A 17782-nucleotide genomic window follows, 5' to 3' on the forward strand; every position below is an offset into this window, starting at 1 on the left:
GATTTTTCTAAAATCAACAAAAAACCCTCATCCCTGGAAAGGGACGAGAGATTTTTTGGTTCCCGCGGTACCACCCTTGTTAGCGTAACATGCTGTTCGTACGCTCACTTAATATCTTTAACGCAGACATGCGACAGAAGCTTTAACGCAACTGCAACTCTGAGGCGAGTTCAGAAGCAGATTTGATTGACTTTCACCAGCCGTCAATTCTCTAAAGACAAATACTGCTTTCCTACTACTCCTCTTCACTGTTCTTATCGTAACCGTCATCTAAGTAGTATTTTATAGAATTATGATCATAAGTGCAAGCAGGTTTGTATACAATGGGAATGTACCCTAGACTAGGGTAAAGTGAGGATATTATTCGTGTGGAGATCGGTTATGACGGTTGGAGCCTGCATCCTGTGAACGTTCTTCTCTCACAAAATCGAAGCTTCGCAGAACTGCTTCTCCTCCGTAACCTGAAATAATGGATAAGATGATCAAGTGCAGACTAGATTCGGGATTTGAGGATAAGACAAGCAGTGTAGCGGCAATCATCCCAACGAGCCAATCTTCAATAAACCCTAAGTAAATAAACTTTTTTGTCATTCTGGGCTTCTCTAGCCTGCCTTTTTTCTTTACGTGACCGAGAATGCCCATGACCCCTCCAATGGCGCAAGCAATAATGACTTGTTGCAGCATTTTCATCACCTTCCTAAAGCCCTTAGAATAGTAAAGCGACTTCAGGCTGTCCAGCCCCCTGTAATGCCATTCTGCTGTTCCGTCATAATCCATGTAAAAGGTCTATTCTCTCTAACGAAGAAAAAAAGCTTGTTTCTTCCATTATATGTGAATGACCTAAAAACAATCTTGATGCATTGGAATCATTTTTACCTAATCCATATTAACTATTTTTGTCATTTTATGAATGATGAGTAATTGATTCCTTCTTTTTCTAATGAAAAGTCTCCTTACTTACTCTATTCTAATGGAGGACAAACTATGATGACAAATTTAACAAAGCGTTTGCAATCGTTGAAACAGAACATATGTTATGTTACGTTTAAAAGGATTCATTTGGTTGAAAAGACAACCATTTGATATGTCTTATAGCAGCAAAGGAGGGTAATATGGTCAGCTCGAACATTTTCGGCTTGCAAAAACAGCTTGAACTCATCAAAAAAGCGCTGGATCATGCGCGGATCGGTGTTGTCATTACAGACCCTTCCTTAGAGGATAACCCTATCGTTTATGTGAATCACGGCTTTACACAAATGACTGGATACAAACCAGATGAAATTCTTGGTCGTAATTGTCGATTCCTTCAAGGAAAAGACACGGATCAAAAGCAGCTTGCTTTAATTCGTCATGGAATTCAAAACAAAACACCTATTACCACACAGCTAAAAAATTATAAAAAAGACGGCACTTTTTTTTGGAATGAACTCAATATAGATCCTCTATACATTGAACAAGATGACAAAACATTTTTCATTGGTTTTCAAAAGGATATTACGAAACAGAAAGAATATGAACAGCTCCTAGAAGATTCCTTACAGGAAGTCACCTCTCTTTCGACGCCAATCGTCCCAATCAAAAATGGTGTATCTGCTCTTCCGCTTATCGGAAAATTATCTGAAGAACGCTTTGATGCCATTGTCGCTAAGTTAACCTGTATATTAGATGATTCAAAGGATGATTATTTAATTGTCGACCTTTCTGGTTTAATCGAAGTCGATGATTCCGTCGCAGCACGTATTTTCAAACTGCATCATCTTCTCAATCTTACTGGAACCGAACTGATCATCACTGGGATTAAGCCGCAGCTTGCGCTGAAAATGAAAGACCTCGATACAGATTTCCAGAATACGATCACTTATTTGACAGTAAAAGAAGCCATAAAAGGATTACCATTAGCTGAAAACCCTGTGTAAACAGGTTTTTTTTAATTGAACCGCTCCCCAAAATGGAAAAATGAGGTATGATAGATGTAAATAGCAATTTAGGGGGCTGTTAGATATGCTGTTACTCATATTAGGTCTTTTATGTGTTTGTTTTGCCATCGGATATGCTGTCAATTTCTTCTTACTCAAACACAAGAACGAGCTGATTTTTTCAAAGAAACTTTTTTATCCTTTTTTGATCATTGGTCTCTTCTTTTCCATTATGTCATTACCGCTTACTGCTGGAAATGCGCCAAAGGCACAAGCCGATCCATCTTCCGAACAGCTGTTAAAGGATCAAAAGGAACTCTCCTCTGACATTTCGAGCTTAAAAGCTGATAAAGAGTCGCTTACCTCCTCTTTAGAAGATGCGGAGAAGGAAAAAGAAAAGCTGGAAAAAAAGCTAGAAACCATCACCTCGGAAAAAGAAACGGTCAAACAGCAAGAAAAGACCATTCAATCGCTTGAAGAGAAAATAGACAAGCTCACCTCCAGCAATGAAACACTCAAACAAGAAATCAAGAATAGTAGCAGCGATACGAGTTCTTCCACCGTCCAGCGCTCCGCACCTAAAGATGAAGGAAAAAGCACAGGCGGTCATGAATCACAAAAGGAAACAAAAAAAGAATCGGCTGCCTGTAACATTAAAGGGAGTGTCAACGGTATTTACCACACACCAAGCAGCAGATACTACTCTAGAACAAAGAATGTAACCAAAATGTTCTGCTCAGTAGAAGAAGCAGAGCGTGCCGGATACAGGGCACCTAAGCAATAGCGATGTTTAATTAAGATAAAAAAGAACCTCCTGAGCACCCAATCGGGTTTACAGGAGGTTCTTTTTTAGATTTCTCTTCTTAAAGCTGCTAATACATTCGTTTTTGTTGCCTTACGTGCCGGGTTAAGCCCTGAGATGATCGCTACCCCTGCGCTGATCACTGTCGCTGTAATGACAAGGCTGAGTGGAATATAGGAAAAAGTAATCGAGAATTGATCGCTTGATCCTCCCTCAGACATGGACGACAAAATGGCTGGGATGATTAAATTAACGGCGAAACTAATCAAATATGAGATGATAATACCGATGATTGATCCGATTACTCCAATATAAGCACTTTCCATTAGGAACATCCGCTTGATAATGGATGGATTCGCGCCAATGGCTTTCATAATCCCAATCTCTTGTGTTCGCTCTGTTACCGCCATGGTCATCGTATTGAAAATTCCGATGGCAGAAATAATGACTGCAATACATCCGACAAAAATGAGTCCAATTTTGAAGACCGTAAAGAACATATCCATTCCTTCAAGCTGGTTCGTCACAGAGATGACTTGATAGCCCTCATCTGTCAGTTTATTCGTGAGCGTACCGACATTGTCGAATTTATCTGCATAAACAGAGGTCATTTTCTCGACATTTCCTGCTTCAGGAGACAGGTCGAGTATTTGACCAAATTCTTTTTCATAAGCATTCGGAATCAGAATTTTATGATCCTCCTGCCACTCCAAATTCGGCTTTTTCAAAACGCCTACTACACGGAAATCAAATGTTTTTTCTTTAACGACTTCACCTTCTTCATTTAGTTTTGGCACTTTGATTTGAATCACTTTATTTAAAATATCCTTCGTGTAGCCTTTTGGCTCCTTCGGTGTTTCTTCCCCATTTGACGTCTGGTTTAATTCTTTTTCATAGGCTTCGCGTTCTTTTTTTGTCCACAGTTGCTGCGCCATATGATACCCAACCACAATTTCGTTCGCTGATGTTGGGACTTTTCCTCGGTCTAGTTCAAGACCTGCTTCTTTTTCTTCTTTCATATCAGTCAAAGCAGCCTGCGTTTCACTTGAACGGTTATCGAGCTCGACGTTAACCGAAGGATTGATTGCCGTTCTTGAGACGACAGATTTCACATGATCATATTTCTTTAAATCATCAATCTTAACGTCTCCTTTTTCTTTTCCTAACACTTTAATTTCTGTGATGATTTGCTGCTTCATAATTTCATCTTGAGCTGATTTTTGCAAACCAAAACCGACAGACGCTAGAACGATTAAGAAAGAGCATGCCATTGTCGTCGCAAGAATGGTCATAAACACACGCAATCTATTTTTCTTCATATTTCTTCTAATGAATTTGACCTGATCTCTAAATTTCAATGGATTGTTCCCCTTTCTTTAATACACCGTCGTGAAGCTGGAACGTTGTGTCTGCGATTGAAGCGACTTCATCGTCATGTGTAATGATGACAAATGTAATTCCTTTTTCGCGATTGAGCTGCTGGATAAAGGCTAAAATTTCTCCTTCAGTTTCTGAATCCAGACTGCCTGTTGGTTCATCTGCTAAAATAATTGATGGATTTAAAATCAAGGCTCTTGCAATACTCACACGCTGCTGCTGTCCGCCTGACAGCTCATTTGGGTAATGTCCTGCGTGATGTTCAAGTCCTACTCGTTTCAGCATTTCTTTTACTTTCGCCTTTCGTTCAGACGGCTTCACCCCTTTTAAAGTGAGCGGAAGTTCAACATTCTCATACGTTGTTAAGCTCCCGATCAATTGAAAGCTTTGAAAGATAAAGCCAAAGTGATCTAAGCGAAAGTCTGCCCATTCTTTTTCATTAAAGCCGGTCACATCGGTGCCATCAATGACAATTTTTCCGCTCGTTGGCGTAATATAGCCTGATATTAAGTTCAATAAAGTCGATTTCCCCGAACCACTTCGTCCAACAATACAAGCAATATCGCCTCTTTTGATGGACAGGTCAATCCTTTTCAGCACAGGAATTTCATTTTCCCTGCCCTTTTTACCAATTTTAAATACATGATCTAATGCTTGAATCTGAATCATCTCTACTCCCCTGCTCTCTGTTTATCTTTTTCGATAGATTAAGAAATAACTCGTTAGTGCGCCCACAGCTCCACCGATGAGCATGCCAACGATATAACCAAATATGGAATTATCTGAAGAAAAACCAAACCATCCAAACCCTAGAACACCGAAGACAATGACCATAATCTGAATAGGTCTATTCAGATTTGAATAAAGAAAGAAGCGGCCATTTCGTTCAATTGGATGTTTTATAAAGCTAATTAAGCCAATTAGATAAAACAGAACCACCATAACAATAGGTATAATGATTTTTTCGCCTGAGAACCAAAGAGGATAATCAGATTGGAAAGAATCATTTATAATATAAGTGATTGGAGATATAGGCGATATCAAATGAGCCAAGCTCTTATCTACCCAGCTCCCACTTGTCTTTATAATAAAATCTACATGAACAAGCGGTAATCCGATCACTAAAAAGGGTAAAATAGCTGTGCTGAATCCAACGATTGCTTGCGAAATGGAACTTCCGGTTAAAGTACCCGCTGCAAAAAATAAACTATAAAACATCAAGGAGGACACAAGCGAAATGACATAACCGCTATGAAAACTAGGTATCTCTAGTGGATTAAGTCCTAATATAAGTAAATAAGTAAGAACATAAGAAACGGCATGAACGACTGCTATGATTCCAGCACCTAAGAAAAACTTTGTGTGATAGATTGTACTTCTGCTAAATGGTAAGGATAAGGTAAAATCCATCTGCCCTTTATTTCTCTCAAATCCAAGCTGCATGACAGCAAAGAAAATTCCCATTAGCCATGAAAGGGAGAGGAAAGGATCCGTCTTAAAGATATAAGAAAAACGTGGTGCATCCGTAATACATTCTGTATCGTTTAGGCACGTTTGAAAAGACGAATATTCCATTAAGAATGCAAAGGGCGTCGCAAGCGCAGCAACAATCATCACTAAAATGAATGTCAGCTCTGATTGCTTCCACTCCTTATATAATAATTGCCGCTTTACCATCTGCGTTTCCCTCCAAACTTCGCAATGAATACTTCTTCTAAATTCACAGGCAGTTCATGCCATACTTTTGGCTTCAGTGACTTCAAGTACTCTTTAGCTTCTTCGTCGGTTTTTAGAACAAGCGCTGTATAGAAAACGCCCGCTTGGTCCAAAATCGCCACGCCATTTTTTCGAATACTTAAGTTCATATCTTCTTCAAAGGCCATTTGGATTTTGACATAGTCATTCTTTAATTCATCTAAATCCATGACACTTGTGAGCTGATTTCCTTCTAAAAATCCAATTCGATTACACATGCGTTCAATGTCCTCTAAGCGGTGAGATGTAATTAAAATCGTTGTTTGTCGTTCTGCCACCTCGTCAATCATCAGCTGAAGAACGTCATTTCTTGTGACGGCATCAATTCCATCAGTTGGCTCATCTAATAAAATGACAGCTGGTTTGATGGCAAAGCTTAAAATTAATGACAGCTGTTTCTTTAACCCTGTCGACAATTCACGATACTTTACCTTTTCCGGAATTTCATAGCGGTTCACAAGCTCATTTGCATAGGTCACATCAAACTTTGGATATATATGCTTTAACAGCTGGACAAGCTGTCCGTAATTGTATCTGTCAAAGTAAGGATTCACGACCGGCATGAATACAATATTTTGCTTTACTAAAGGGTGGTCTTTCACCAGTACGTCTTTAAAATAAATCTCTCCTTCATCTGGAAGAAGAATTTGCTGAATCAATCTGAGAAGTGTTGTTTTCCCAGAGCCATTACGGCCAAGCAGACCGAAGATCTCACCTTCGCCTATTTTGAAGGAAACGTCGCTGAGTACTTCGCGTCCATTTAATTTCTTTGATACATTTCTAACCTCAATCAACTTGTTTTCCTCCTTTTAGACTTGAGCCGATCTCTTCCAGCCATTCCTTGAGCTGATGAATATCAATACCAGCATGATGAGCTTCTATGATGAGTTGTCTTAACTGTTCTTTCATCTGGAGCACCTTCCCTTCATTCAGCTTTAACTGAGCACCTTCTGTTACATACGTACCGCGGCCCCGCAGAGTTTCAATAATCCCTTCCCGCTCTAGCTCTTTATACGCTTTACTGACGGTGTTTGGGTTGGCAATGATAATGGTGGCGAGCTCTCTGACAGAGGGCAGTTTGTCACCTGGCTTCATCACGCCTTTTAAACATAAAATTTTGAGCTGCTCAATGATTTGTTCATATATTGGCGCAGCGCTTCTTGGATCTATTTGAATCATGATGACTCCCTCTTTCCTCATTCATGCTTTTGCAGTCCTATCGCTTGTTCATGTCCTTGCATTAAAGGAACTGAATTGGGTATCAAATCTTTTTGAACTTCAAAACCAATGAAAACAAGAACGAAAAAAAATGTACATGCTAACGCAACAGCCAGCACCATCCACTTCAAATTAATTGGGTTTTTTTCTTTTTTCATGGTTGAACACCTTTCTTCACTTTAAGTGTCTATAGTGTATTAGTTGATGTAGTACACTTAATACAATATAGACACCCAGCATAAAAGTCAATAACTTATTAAGAAAATAAAAAACAGACCCTTAAAAGAAGGATCTGTTCATCATTCATTATCGTAAGAAATCCCTAAAATCATTTGATTTTGTAAGCTCTGAATTTGAACACGTGCCCTGTCTAATCGTTCTCTTTGCTGGTCATTGGCGACATCTTTTAATTTTTCTAATTCGTTGACCGTATTCTCAAGCATGAGCTGTGCTTTAGAAAACTCTTCCTCATTATAATGTTCTTGACGTGAGCTCAAATCAAATTGTTCACTTGCAAACTCAAGGGTTTCCGTACTTTTTTGAATAAATTCATCGATCGATTGCCTTGTTGCCATCTTACATTCCCTCCATTTCATCATCGCTCCCGCCTATTTTGCCCATGTAAAGCTTTTTCACTAAAGAAAATGTTGGACAGATTCAATTGTCCTCCTTCGTGATTTTTGTTAAACTTTAAGGATGCCTATTATTATGCAAGGAGGTTACTGACTTGGATCAGCATAACCCTTTTTTATATTCAAACAGCGAAAAACGTTATCACACGTGGAACTACCATTTGCGTGAACACTTTGGTCATAAAGTATTTAAAGTAGCCTTAGACGGCGGCTTTGACTGCCCAAACCGTGATGGTACTGTAGCCCACGGTGGCTGTACATTTTGCAGTGCCGCTGGATCTGGTGATTTTGCAGGAAACCGGGCTGATGATCTCATCACTCAATTTAACGAAATCAAAGACCGGATGCATACAAAATGGAAAGACGGAAAATACATGGCGTATTTCCAGGCGTATACAAACACACACGCGCCGCTTCCTGTCCTAAAAGAAAAATATGAAACCGTCATGAATCTAGATGGTGTCGTAGGTCTATCCATTGCAACAAGACCTGACTGTCTGCCGGATGACGTAGTGGAGTATTTAGCCGAATTAAACGAACGCACTTACCTATGGGTAGAGCTTGGTCTTCAAACGGTACACGAACGGACAGCTATGCTCATTAACCGTGCTCATGATTATGAATGCTACGTTGAAGGTGTAGAAAAACTGAGAAAACACGGAATTCGTGTCTGCTCACATATCATCAATGGATTGCCTCTTGAAAACCGAGACATGATGATGGAAACAGCAAAAGCTGTTGCGGATTTAGATGTGCAGGGAATTAAAATTCATTTGCTTCACCTTTTAAAAGGGACTCCAATGGTCAAGCAATATGAAAAAGGAAAGCTTGAGTTTTTAAGCCAGGAGGAATATGTTCAGCTTGTTTGTGATCAGCTGGAGATTCTGCCGCCAGAAATGATTATTCACCGTATTACAGGGGACGGCCCAATTGAATTAATGGTTGGTCCAATGTGGAGTGTTAACAAGTGGGAAGTGCTCAATGCCATTAATGCTGAGCTCGAAAGGCGTAACAGCTACCAAGGAAAACGTTTCGTCAGATTGGAAGAAGCAGCTAAATGATTTTGAAACGCATGCTTCCTTTTAGTAAAGAGCTGTTAGAACGCGCTTGTCAAAAAGGCGACATCGTCATAGATGCAACAATGGGAAACGGCCATGATACACTCTATTTAGCGGACCTTGTAGGAACTGAAGGACAAGTGTTTGCATTCGACGTGCAAGAGGAAGCCTTGCAGCAGACAAGCAAAAGGCTTGGCGGTCAATATCCTTACGTTCACCTCATCCATGATGGACATGAAAAACTGGCGGATCATCTTCCGAAGGATGTTTATGGACATATATCTGGTGCAGTGTTTAACCTTGGGTATCTGCCAGGAGGCGATAAAGCCGTCACCACTCAGGCTCATACAACCATTGAAGCCATCAAGCAGCTCCTCGAATGGCTCAAACCCGGAGGACTGATCGTCCTTGTGATCTACCATGGACATCCCGAAGGTAAAAGAGAAAAAGAAGTGCTTCTCGACTATTGCAGATCACTCCCTCATGAAGAGGTACAAGTTTTATCATATCAATACATGAATATTCAAAACGACCCGCCTTTTGTGGTCGCCATTGAAAAAAAGCTAAAATGATGTGCATTTTAGCTTTTTTCTTCTTTTCAGCGTGATAGAAAACCTTTGCAGTCTAGGAACGGGTGAGCACCGGAACGGAGCGAATTCGACATTCGTGAGTACCGGCGCGCAGACCTGACACCGAATGCGAGGGTTTGTCTACACGCTGAAGCTCAAATCCTAATGGATTTGAGCTTTTTTATGATGATTTCATCCAAGGCATTTTCTGATAGGTCCGATAGGCTCTTCCGTTAATATAGAAAAAGAACGATGTTTTCCCGCTTGATTTGATCAGCCTTTTTGCCAGCTTGTTCATCTCTTTTTGGGCTGTCACTTTTTCATCGGACAAATAGACCGCCAGTAATCCTCTGTTAATCAATTTGTGAAAGTTTTCATGCGGAATGCCTTTCAGCTGCTCATCCGCTTTTTCGATAAAATGCTGAAGTCTATCCATCATCTCATGATGAGAATCATAGTATGAGCAAAAGTTCAGATCTCCCCCAAGCCTGTCCTCTTCTTGGTCTATTAAATAATCGAGTAAAATGTGCAGACCTTGAATATAAGGGAAATAGCTTTCGTAAATTTGCTTCGCCTGCTTTTCTGTAAAATCAGGCTGCAGCGCATACGCCACAAGACAGAAAATCCCTAACGTTGATCCCGCACAAGCTGAAAACTCATACCATTCCATCTTCGGCAAATCTTTTTCGTATTGGCGGAACCATGACTCTAGCCGTGGTACACGCTCATGGGGAACAACGTGCTTATGTACTTGCAGGTCACTATAGTAATCACACAGCGTGTGTAAATATGGCTGAATGATCGGATAATGCCGAACACGCGTAAGCACATCTTGACATGTGCGGACAAGCGCATGTAAATATCCATGATCCTCTTGATCATCACGGAATTGATAGTATGGCTTGAGCTCAGCATGAATATCAAGCGCATCTCTCATCGCTTGATGCAGCATATGGAAATCCTTTGGATCAAGCGACGTGCTGCGGTCACAAAGGTTATCTAAGTAATCACTAATGGTTTGATACGCCACAATGAATTCAATACACGTTTCTTTCTTTTCACCTGCCAGAAGAGATAAAATGCCTCCGCCTTCACAGTGAAACGTTTTACTCGATATGCTCGCTAGTGCCTGCGTTCTCAGTTCTTCATTTTCAATCATTTCGGCATGAGCCCGCCACTTTTTCAGCTCCTGATGAACAAGCGGAAAAATATCTTTATACACCTTTGTCATCAGTGCAAAAGGACGCTCTGGTACTGACAAATCACTCCACCCCCAAAACTTAAAGCTCACAATCAAATATATTGATCTGTAAAGGCTCTTGCCGCCTTAAACACATCTTCTCTTTCTGGTTCATTAAAAATTTCGTGATACAGTTCTTCCCATTCACGGTATGATTTATTAGTTGATTCTATGCCATTGAACCATTTTATCACCCTCGTTTTATCCACGATCTTATCATCGCCCGCCTGCATTAAAAGGAGCGGGATCGATTTAAAGACATTCGTCGGCTGCATCGCCGCATCGATATTTTTGATCAGCTCTCGATACCAGCGAACCGACACCTTTGTCACGTAAAGAGAATCATTTGAGTCTGCCTCAATGACCGCCTGATTTCGTGTGGCTAGTTCAATCGACAGCCCTGACTCCACTTTAAAAGACGGTGCGAGCACATTTAGACCTTTTGACGCAAAATCCATCAGCTTCTTCGGTTTAAATTGCAGACCTAAACAAGGTGATGATAAAATAAGGCCATTCAACTTCGTATGGGTATACTGCTTCATCCACTCAATTGAAATGAGTCCACCCATACTGTGTCCAAGTAAAAAAGTAGGAAGCCTGAATGATTTCGCATGCTCGATCCATTCATCGACTGTATCAATGTATTCTTGAAAAGAACGAATGTGGCCTCGCGCACGTGTCGATGTGCCTTGCCCAGGCAAATCACCCATGACGACGTGATAGCCTGCATTCCGCCACATTTCAATCAGCCATTTATATCGGCCGTGATATTCACTCGCACCATGTACAATGACAATTGTACCAACTGGTCTTTCAGCATGCCAAGTCCACAAAGTAAACACCTCACAAATGTTGTATTAAGAAAGGAAGTCGAAAAAGTGATTTATCCATATCATCAGTTTACACCTGAGATTCATGAATCGGTCTTTGTCGCAGATAACGCCACCATTACCGGTGATGTCACAATTGGAGAATATTCGAGCGTGTGGTTCCAAACCGTCATCAGAGGCGATGTTGCACCTGTGAGAATTGGAAAGAACGTCAACATTCAAGATTTATCGTGCCTGCATCAAAGTCCTGGAAAAACACTTCTTATTGAAGATGGTGCTACCATTGGACACCAAGTCACATTACATAGCTCAATCATTCGAAAAAATGCCCTCATTGGCATGGGGTCTATCATTCTCGATGGTGCGGAGATTGGCGAAGGCGCCTTTATCGGTGCAGGAAGTCTTGTCCCTCAAGGAAAGGTCATCCCAAAAGGATCACTCGCTTTTGGCCGTCCAGCCAAAGTCGTTCGGCTGTTAACAGATGAAGATATCCAAGACATGGACCGAATCCGCAGAGAATATGTAGAAAAAGGACAATACTATCGTTCCCTTTTACCTCGTTAACATCATACGTGTATCTTCACTTTATCATGTTTTTTTCAGGATATTAAGCAATAACTATGAACCGCTTGTTATTTTACCCTTTTCCGCCACTTTCTATCATGACAAAAAAGGTTTTCAGCACAAAGCTGAAAACCTTTTTTCATTAACTGAAGATGACTTCTTTCGGTTGATGATTCAATTGCTCTGGATCAATACTGCGCTCGACATAAATGCTGTGCCAAATCATAAAAATCAGGACGGTCCAAATCTTACGGCTATGATCTGCTTTACCAGCACAATGTTCATTTAATAAATCAAGCACATACGCTTTGTTAATATATTCGTCAGTTTGACTGTTTTTAATGATGTCTTTCGCCCAAGCGTTCATCTCATTTTTCAGCCAATGACGAATTGGAACAGGGAAGCCAAGCTTCTTGCGGTTTAACACATGGTCAGGCACAATGCCTTCTGCTGCTTTACGCAATAAATATTTCGTTGTGCCATCTTTTGTTTTCAGCTCTTCTGGAATTTTAGAAGCCGCTTCAAATACGACCTTATCAAGGAAAGGAACGCGAAGCTCAAGAGAATTCGCCATTGTCATCTTATCTGCTTTCAGTAAGATGTCCCCGCGCATCCACGTATGAATATCAACATATTGCATTTTGTTAATATCACTGTAGCCTGCACTTTCCTCGAAGTATGTCTTCGTCACATCACGATACGTAATGTTCGGATCATACTGCTTTAAGAGGTTTTTCTTTACTGGCTCTTCAAAGATTTTCGCATTACCGATATAACGTTCCTCTAATGGTGTACAGCCGCGGACGATAAAACTTTTTCCTTTCATTCCTTCTGGCATTAAGCGCGCCAGACGAAGAAGAAGCTTTTTCAGCATAGATGGAACAGATTCAAATGGTTTAAGAGAAAGCGGTTCACGGTAAATATTATATCCACCGAACAGCTCGTCTGCTCCCTCACCAGAAAGAACGACCGTCACTTGTTTCTTCGCTTCCTTTGCCACGAAATACAATGGAATCGCCGCCGGATCAGCTAAAGGATCATCTAAATGCCAAACAATTTTCGGAAGCTCATTCATATATTCCTCAGGAGAAATTACCGCGCTGAAGTTTTGTAAGCCCAGCTTATCAGCCGTTTCCTTCGCTACATCAACTTCACTAAAGCCATCCTGCTGGAAACCAACAGAAAACGTCTTCAGCTCAGGATGAAATTCCTTTGCAACAGATACGATGAAAGAAGAATCGATACCACCTGATAGGAATGAACCAACAGGAACATCACTTCTCATATGAACTTTCACAGAATCATAGATTGCATCGCGGACTTCTTCAATCAGCTTTTGTTCTTGAGTTTGCTCAGGCTTGAATTGAACTTTCCAGTAAGTCTTAAATTCAATCTCCTGTCCTGGGCGTAAAGTAAACTGATGACCTGGCTCTACTTTGTGCACCTTTTGATCAAGTGTATTTGGCTCAGGTACGAACTGGAATGACATGTATTGCTGCAAAGCAGTCTCATCAAATAAAATGTTCTCGTTCACTGCCATCAAGCTTTTGCGTTCAGATGCAAAGTACACTTGCTCATCCAATTGTGTAAAATAAAGCGGTTTGATGCCGAAAGGATCTCTTGCGCCATATAATAATTGCGCTTCTTTATCCCAAATTAAAAATGCAAACATGCCGCGAAGCTTAGAAGCCGCTTCTTCTTTATAATGACGGTATGTAGCAAGAAGTACTTCCGTATCAGAATCTGTGCTGAACGTATAGCCTTTTTTCACAAGCTCTTCCTTCAGCTCCACATAGTTATAAATTTCTCCGTTGAAAATAATCCAATACTTTTCATCTTCATAAGAAAGCGGCTGCTTTCCGTGCTCAACATCTATAATACTTAAACGTCTAAATCCAAATCCTACATGCTCATCATGAAAGTAACCCTCATCATCCGGACCACGATGAACGATGAGACGATTCATTTGTTTAATTAGCTCTTCCTGTTCAGTAGTTTCGGACAATGGACGGTGATTAAATACACCAACAAACCCACACATATTATTGCCTCCACGTTATGTTATTTCTTAAAAGTAGACCTATAATTAGACAGTATTTTGTCCGATTTTGTTTCACATTTTTTCGCTTTTTGAAGATTTTTTTTTAATCAAAAGGAAAACCGCTTAAAATAAGCGGTTTTTTATGTTGTTATTGTCCCAATGCTTCTTTGCGAAGTGTATCGGCTTTATCCGTTTTTTCCCACGGAAGATCTAAGTCGTGACGGCCGAAATGTCCGTATGCAGCTGTTTGTTTGTAGATCGGACGGCGCAGGTCTAGCATTTTAATAATGCCAGCTGGACGAAGATCAAAGTTTGCACGAACCACTTCAATTAATTTTTCTTCTGAAGCTTTTCCTGTCCCGAATGTATCAATTGAAATCGATACAGGCTGTGCAACCCCAATTGCATAAGCAAGCTGTACTTCACAAGAATCTGCAAGGCCGGCAGCTACGATATTTTTCGCTACGTAACGAGCAGCGTATGCCGCAGAACGGTCAACCTTCGTTGCATCCTTACCTGAGAAAGCACCGCCTCCATGACGAGCGTATCCGCCATACGTATCAACGATGATTTTACGTCCAGTTAAACCAGCATCCCCTTGAGGTCCACCGATCACGAAACGGCCAGTTGGGTTAATGAAGTACTTTGTCTGTTCATCAATCAGTTCACTTGGAACGACAGGACTGATGACATGCTCTTTTAAGTCACTTTGAATTTGTTCAAGCGTCACTTCTGGTGCATGCTGCGTAGAAATAACCACTGTGTCAATACGAACTGGTTTGTTTTGCTCATCATATTCAACTGTGACTTGTGTTTTTCCGTCTGGACGAAGGTATGCAAGTGTTTCATCCTTACGTACTTCTGTTAAACGGCGAGATAATTTATGCGCTAGTGAAATCGGCAGCGGCATGAGCTCTTCGGTTTCGTTATTGGCAAAACCAAACATCAATCCTTGGTCACCTGCACCAATCGCATCAATTTCTTCTTCCGTCATTGTTCCTTCACGTGCTTCAAGTGCTTTGTCTACACCTTGCGCAATATCAGCAGACTGTTCATCAATTGATGTAAGTACAGCACATGTTTCCGCATCAAAACCATATTTCGCACGTGTGTAGCCAATTTCCTTAATTGTGTCACGCACCGTCTTTGGAATATCGACATAAGTAGACGTTGTAATTTCACCGCTTACTAATACGAGACCGGTTGTAACAGAAGTTTCACAGGCAACACGTGCATTTGGATCTTTCTTTAAAATTTCATCCAAAATGCTGTCTGAAATTTGATCACAGATTTTATCCGGATGTCCTTCTGTCACTGATTCTGAAGTAAATAAACGACGATTTTGACTCATAATGGCTATTTCCTCCTGTACAAGACCACATCATCCCAAGATGAGGCCTCCAATATGATACGGAACTCGTTCCCTCTTATATTTGAAAACGTTTATATTAGAGATGTTATTGGCAATTTGTTCATATGATATCCCAAAAATAAAAAAACCATTTCCTTCATTGCGAGGAAAGGGTCTGAGATCGCATGCCTTTCACTCTTATCGCTCAAGGTGTTCTTGTACCTTGCATCAGGTTAGCACCTTGGTTTCTCAGCATTTTCATGCCTTTTAAATAAGAAACCGGTTGCTGGGCTTCATCGGGCCTGTCCCTCCACCAACTCGGGATAAGAGTATCCGTTCAATAAGATATCTTATCTTAAACCCTTGCGTCATGTCAATGCTTCATAAGAATTATCTCCCTCTTTTTTCTCCTCACCATTAGCATCACCAAAAAGCATATTTTCATAGCAGAAATGAAAAAACACACACAAAAATTTTTAAATAGTATAGACTATTATTATTAATGTGTTATACTAATCGAAACAAACAAATTCAACGGTAAAGGAAGGGTTTTTTTATGAACTCAGTGGATTTAAAAGAAGATTTGCAGTCATTGCTCTCATTAGAAAATACGCACCAAAATTTATCTGTTCCGAAACTTGTTGAAAAGATTTTGGCACGTAATGAAGGCGTTTTAACATCAACTGGAGCTGTCCGCGCCACAACTGGAGCCTACACAGGACGTTCGCCTAAAGATAAATTTATCGTCAAAGAAGAAAGCTCTGAACATAAAATCGATTGGGGTCAAGTAAACCAGCCGATCTCCAAAGAAGCATTTGACCGTTTATATACAAAGGTTGTGTCATACTTAAAAGAACGTGATGAACTGTTCGTCTTTGAAGGGTTTGCAGGCGCTGACGAAAGATATCGTATGCCGATTACAGTTGTAAACGAATTCGCATGGCACAATCTTTTTGCCAAGCAGCTATTTATCAGACCTGACGGGTCAACACCTTCTTCAAACGAAAAACCTTTCACCATCTTATCTGCACCGCACTTTAAAGCAGATCCTGCAACAGATGGCACAAACTCTGAAACGTTTATCATCGTTTCTTTTGAAAAACGCACGATTCTTATCGGTGGAACAGAATATGCAGGAGAAATGAAAAAGTCCATTTTCTCTGTGATGAACTACCTGCTTCCTGAGCAAGATATTTTATCCATGCACTGCTCAGCAAACGTAGGTCAAGAAGGCGATGTCGCCTTATTCTTCGGGCTTTCAGGTACTGGGAAAACGACGCTTTCTGCAAGCGCAAGCCGCAAGCTGATCGGAGACGATGAACACGGCTGGTCTGGCACAGGGGTCTTCAATATCGAGGGCGGATGCTATGCGAAATGTGTGAACTTAAGTGAAGAAAAAGAACCTCAGATCTACAAAGCGATCAGCTTCGGATCAGTTCTTGAGAACGTTGTGCTTGATGAAGAAACACGTGAAGCGGATTACGATGATACTTTCTTTACTGAAAATACACGCGCTGCTTACCCAATCGAAATGATTGATAACATCGTGAAACCAAGTATCGCAGGACATCCATCTGCCATTGTCTTCTTAACAGCTGATGCGTTTGGCGTCTTACCTCCAATCAGCCGTTTAACAAAAGAGCAGGCAATGTACCATTTCTTGAGCGGGTACACAAGTAAATTAGCTGGAACTGAGCGCGGTGTCACATCACCAGAAACGACATTCTCTACTTGCTTCGGTTCACCATTCCTTCCGCTTCCAGCTCACGTCTATGCTGAAATGCTTGGCAAAAAGATTGATGAGCACGGTGCAAAAGTATTCCTTGTGAATACAGGCTGGACTGGCGGAGGCTACGGTACAGGCAAACGAATGAATCTCGCTCATACAAGAGCAATGGTGCAGGCAGCAATCGAAGGTGACCTTGACAATGCCGAGATGATTACTGATGACATCTTTGGCTTACACATCCCGCTTCATATTCCTGGTGTACCAGATGAAGTGCTTCAACCTGCTAAAACATGGGATGACCAAGAGGCTTATCAAGAAAAAGCACACTTCCTTGCCAATGAATTTAAAAAGAACTTCCAAAAATTCAGCCACGCGGCAAGTGACATTGAAGCCAAAGGCGGTCCACTCGTATAACCAAATGAAAAAAGCTGAGGAGAATAAAATCCCTCAGCTTTTTTAGTTTGTTGAATGCAAGGACACAAGACGGTACGTCACCTTCGTGACATTGTCTGTCAGCTCCAGCTTTTCAACATGTGCTGTCCCTGTTTTTTCTCCTTCTTTCGTTTTGCGCACCTCAAGTGGAATATTTAATGGATAAATGCGGTATCCATCCTTCATGAGTTCAAATACATTTTCTTCAATTCTTGTCTCTTTTCCCTTTGTGACAATCATTGTATTAAATTCAACAGGCATTCCCATA

The 17782-nt window shown here is 40.8% G+C and carries 19 protein-coding genes, 1 riboswitch and 1 other annotated feature; of the genes, 6 read left to right on the top strand and 13 right to left on the bottom strand.

What is annotated here, in order from left to right; all coding sequences use genetic code 11:
- Positions 1-36: 36 nt before the first annotated feature.
- Positions 37-258 (bottom strand) — a binding site (T-box leader).
- Between the two features lie 102 nt (positions 259-360).
- Positions 361-690 carry a DUF4257 domain-containing protein gene (locus AAYR28_RS13695; RefSeq protein ID WP_008343006.1) on the bottom strand — a complete coding sequence of 110 codons (330 nt, stop codon included), beginning with the start codon at positions 688-690 and terminating at the stop codon, positions 361-363.
- A gap of 422 nt (positions 691-1112) precedes the next feature.
- Between AAYR28_RS13695 and AAYR28_RS13700 the strand changes: the two genes are divergently transcribed.
- Together AAYR28_RS13700 and AAYR28_RS13705 are read left to right on the top strand one after the other, a co-directional pair.
- Positions 1113-1916, top strand: coding sequence for a PAS domain-containing protein (locus AAYR28_RS13700; protein WP_024426208.1), 804 nt, complete (start codon positions 1113-1115; stop codon positions 1914-1916).
- 85 nt (positions 1917-2001) lie between these two features.
- Positions 2002-2700, top strand: coding sequence for a hypothetical protein (locus tag AAYR28_RS13705; RefSeq protein WP_345808858.1), 699 nt, complete (start codon positions 2002-2004; stop codon positions 2698-2700).
- Positions 2701-2765: 65 nt separating this feature from the next.
- Here AAYR28_RS13705 and AAYR28_RS13710 read toward each other — a convergent pair whose 3' ends face one another.
- The 7 genes from AAYR28_RS13710 to AAYR28_RS13740 all read right to left on the bottom strand — a co-directional run bounded on the left by AAYR28_RS13710 (position 2766) and on the right by AAYR28_RS13740 (position 7643).
- On the bottom strand, positions 2766-4076 hold the full coding sequence (locus tag AAYR28_RS13710) for an ABC transporter permease (RefSeq protein WP_024424896.1): 1311 nt from the start codon (positions 4074-4076) through the stop codon (positions 2766-2768).
- Positions 4066-4764 (bottom strand): ABC transporter ATP-binding protein, encoded by a 699-nt coding sequence (locus AAYR28_RS13715; RefSeq protein WP_120208845.1) that lies wholly within the window; start codon positions 4762-4764, stop codon positions 4066-4068. The genes AAYR28_RS13710 and AAYR28_RS13715 overlap by 11 nt, the downstream gene beginning before the upstream one ends.
- Before the next feature lie 21 nt (positions 4765-4785).
- The gene (locus AAYR28_RS13720; RefSeq protein WP_345808859.1) at positions 4786-5772 is read right to left on the bottom strand and encodes an ABC transporter permease subunit; all 987 of its coding nucleotides are present in this window, start codon (positions 5770-5772) and stop codon (positions 4786-4788) included.
- Entirely contained in the window at positions 5766-6644 is an 879-nt protein-coding gene (locus AAYR28_RS13725; protein ID WP_024426211.1) for an ATP-binding cassette domain-containing protein, read from the bottom strand. The genes AAYR28_RS13720 and AAYR28_RS13725 overlap by 7 nt, the downstream gene beginning before the upstream one ends.
- Positions 6637-7029 carry a GntR family transcriptional regulator gene (locus tag AAYR28_RS13730; RefSeq protein ID WP_024426212.1) on the bottom strand — a complete coding sequence of 131 codons (393 nt, stop codon included), beginning with the start codon at positions 7027-7029 and terminating at the stop codon, positions 6637-6639. The genes AAYR28_RS13725 and AAYR28_RS13730 overlap by 8 nt, the downstream gene beginning before the upstream one ends.
- A gap of 17 nt (positions 7030-7046) precedes the next feature.
- Positions 7047-7226, bottom strand: coding sequence for a hypothetical protein (locus AAYR28_RS13735; protein ID WP_024426213.1), 180 nt, complete (start codon positions 7224-7226; stop codon positions 7047-7049).
- A 141-nt stretch (positions 7227-7367) separates the two neighbouring features.
- Positions 7368-7643 (bottom strand): YtzC family protein, encoded by a 276-nt coding sequence (locus tag AAYR28_RS13740; protein WP_024426214.1) that lies wholly within the window; start codon positions 7641-7643, stop codon positions 7368-7370.
- 152 nt (positions 7644-7795) lie between these two features.
- On the opposite strand from AAYR28_RS13740, the gene AAYR28_RS13745 reads away from it, so the two are divergent.
- Positions 7796-8761: a TIGR01212 family radical SAM protein gene (locus AAYR28_RS13745; protein ID WP_017358356.1), complete on the top strand. Its 966-nt coding sequence runs from the start codon at positions 7796-7798 to the stop codon at positions 8759-8761.
- Complete coding sequence (locus AAYR28_RS13750; RefSeq protein ID WP_024426215.1) at positions 8758-9330, top strand: tRNA (mnm(5)s(2)U34)-methyltransferase; 573 nt, start codon at positions 8758-8760, stop codon at positions 9328-9330. The genes AAYR28_RS13745 and AAYR28_RS13750 overlap by 4 nt, the downstream gene beginning before the upstream one ends.
- A 178-nt stretch (positions 9331-9508) precedes the next feature.
- On the opposite strand, the gene AAYR28_RS13755 is transcribed toward AAYR28_RS13750, so the two are convergent.
- Both AAYR28_RS13755 and AAYR28_RS13760 read right to left on the bottom strand, forming a co-directional pair.
- The gene (locus AAYR28_RS13755; RefSeq protein WP_034279432.1) at positions 9509-10588 is read right to left on the bottom strand and encodes a tetraprenyl-beta-curcumene synthase family protein; all 1080 of its coding nucleotides are present in this window, start codon (positions 10586-10588) and stop codon (positions 9509-9511) included.
- A gap of 32 nt (positions 10589-10620) precedes the next feature.
- Entirely contained in the window at positions 10621-11400 is a 780-nt protein-coding gene (locus AAYR28_RS13760; protein ID WP_024424906.1) for an alpha/beta hydrolase, read from the bottom strand.
- Between the two features lie 45 nt (positions 11401-11445).
- Between AAYR28_RS13760 and AAYR28_RS13765 the strand changes: the two genes are divergently transcribed.
- Positions 11446-11961, top strand: coding sequence for a gamma carbonic anhydrase family protein (locus tag AAYR28_RS13765; protein WP_034279429.1), 516 nt, complete (start codon positions 11446-11448; stop codon positions 11959-11961).
- A 142-nt stretch (positions 11962-12103) separates the two neighbouring features.
- Here AAYR28_RS13765 and asnB read toward each other — a convergent pair whose 3' ends face one another.
- The gene (gene asnB / locus AAYR28_RS13770) at positions 12104-14002 is read right to left on the bottom strand and encodes an asparagine synthase (glutamine-hydrolyzing) (protein ID WP_081124701.1); all 1899 of its coding nucleotides are present in this window, start codon (positions 14000-14002) and stop codon (positions 12104-12106) included.
- Positions 14003-14150: 148 nt separating this feature from the next.
- Entirely contained in the window at positions 14151-15353 is a 1203-nt protein-coding gene (gene metK / locus AAYR28_RS13775) for a methionine adenosyltransferase (RefSeq protein WP_034279424.1), read from the bottom strand.
- Between the two features lie 195 nt (positions 15354-15548).
- A riboswitch (SAM riboswitch) is annotated at positions 15549-15683 on the bottom strand.
- Positions 15684-15909: 226 nt separating this feature from the next.
- Between metK and pckA the strand changes: the two genes are divergently transcribed.
- Positions 15910-17496 carry a phosphoenolpyruvate carboxykinase (ATP) gene (gene pckA, locus AAYR28_RS13780; protein WP_024424910.1) on the top strand — a complete coding sequence of 529 codons (1587 nt, stop codon included), beginning with the start codon at positions 15910-15912 and terminating at the stop codon, positions 17494-17496.
- 42 nt (positions 17497-17538) lie between these two features.
- Here pckA and AAYR28_RS13785 read toward each other — a convergent pair whose 3' ends face one another.
- Positions 17539-17781, bottom strand: a complete 243-nt coding sequence (locus AAYR28_RS13785) for a DUF2584 domain-containing protein (protein ID WP_041114920.1) — start codon at positions 17779-17781, stop codon at positions 17539-17541.
- Position 17782 lies beyond the last annotated feature (1 nt).

Origin of the sequence: Bacillus safensis, from assembly GCF_039619585.1 — a bacterium.
GTDB classification, from domain to species: domain Bacteria; phylum Bacillota; class Bacilli; order Bacillales; family Bacillaceae; genus Bacillus; species Bacillus safensis.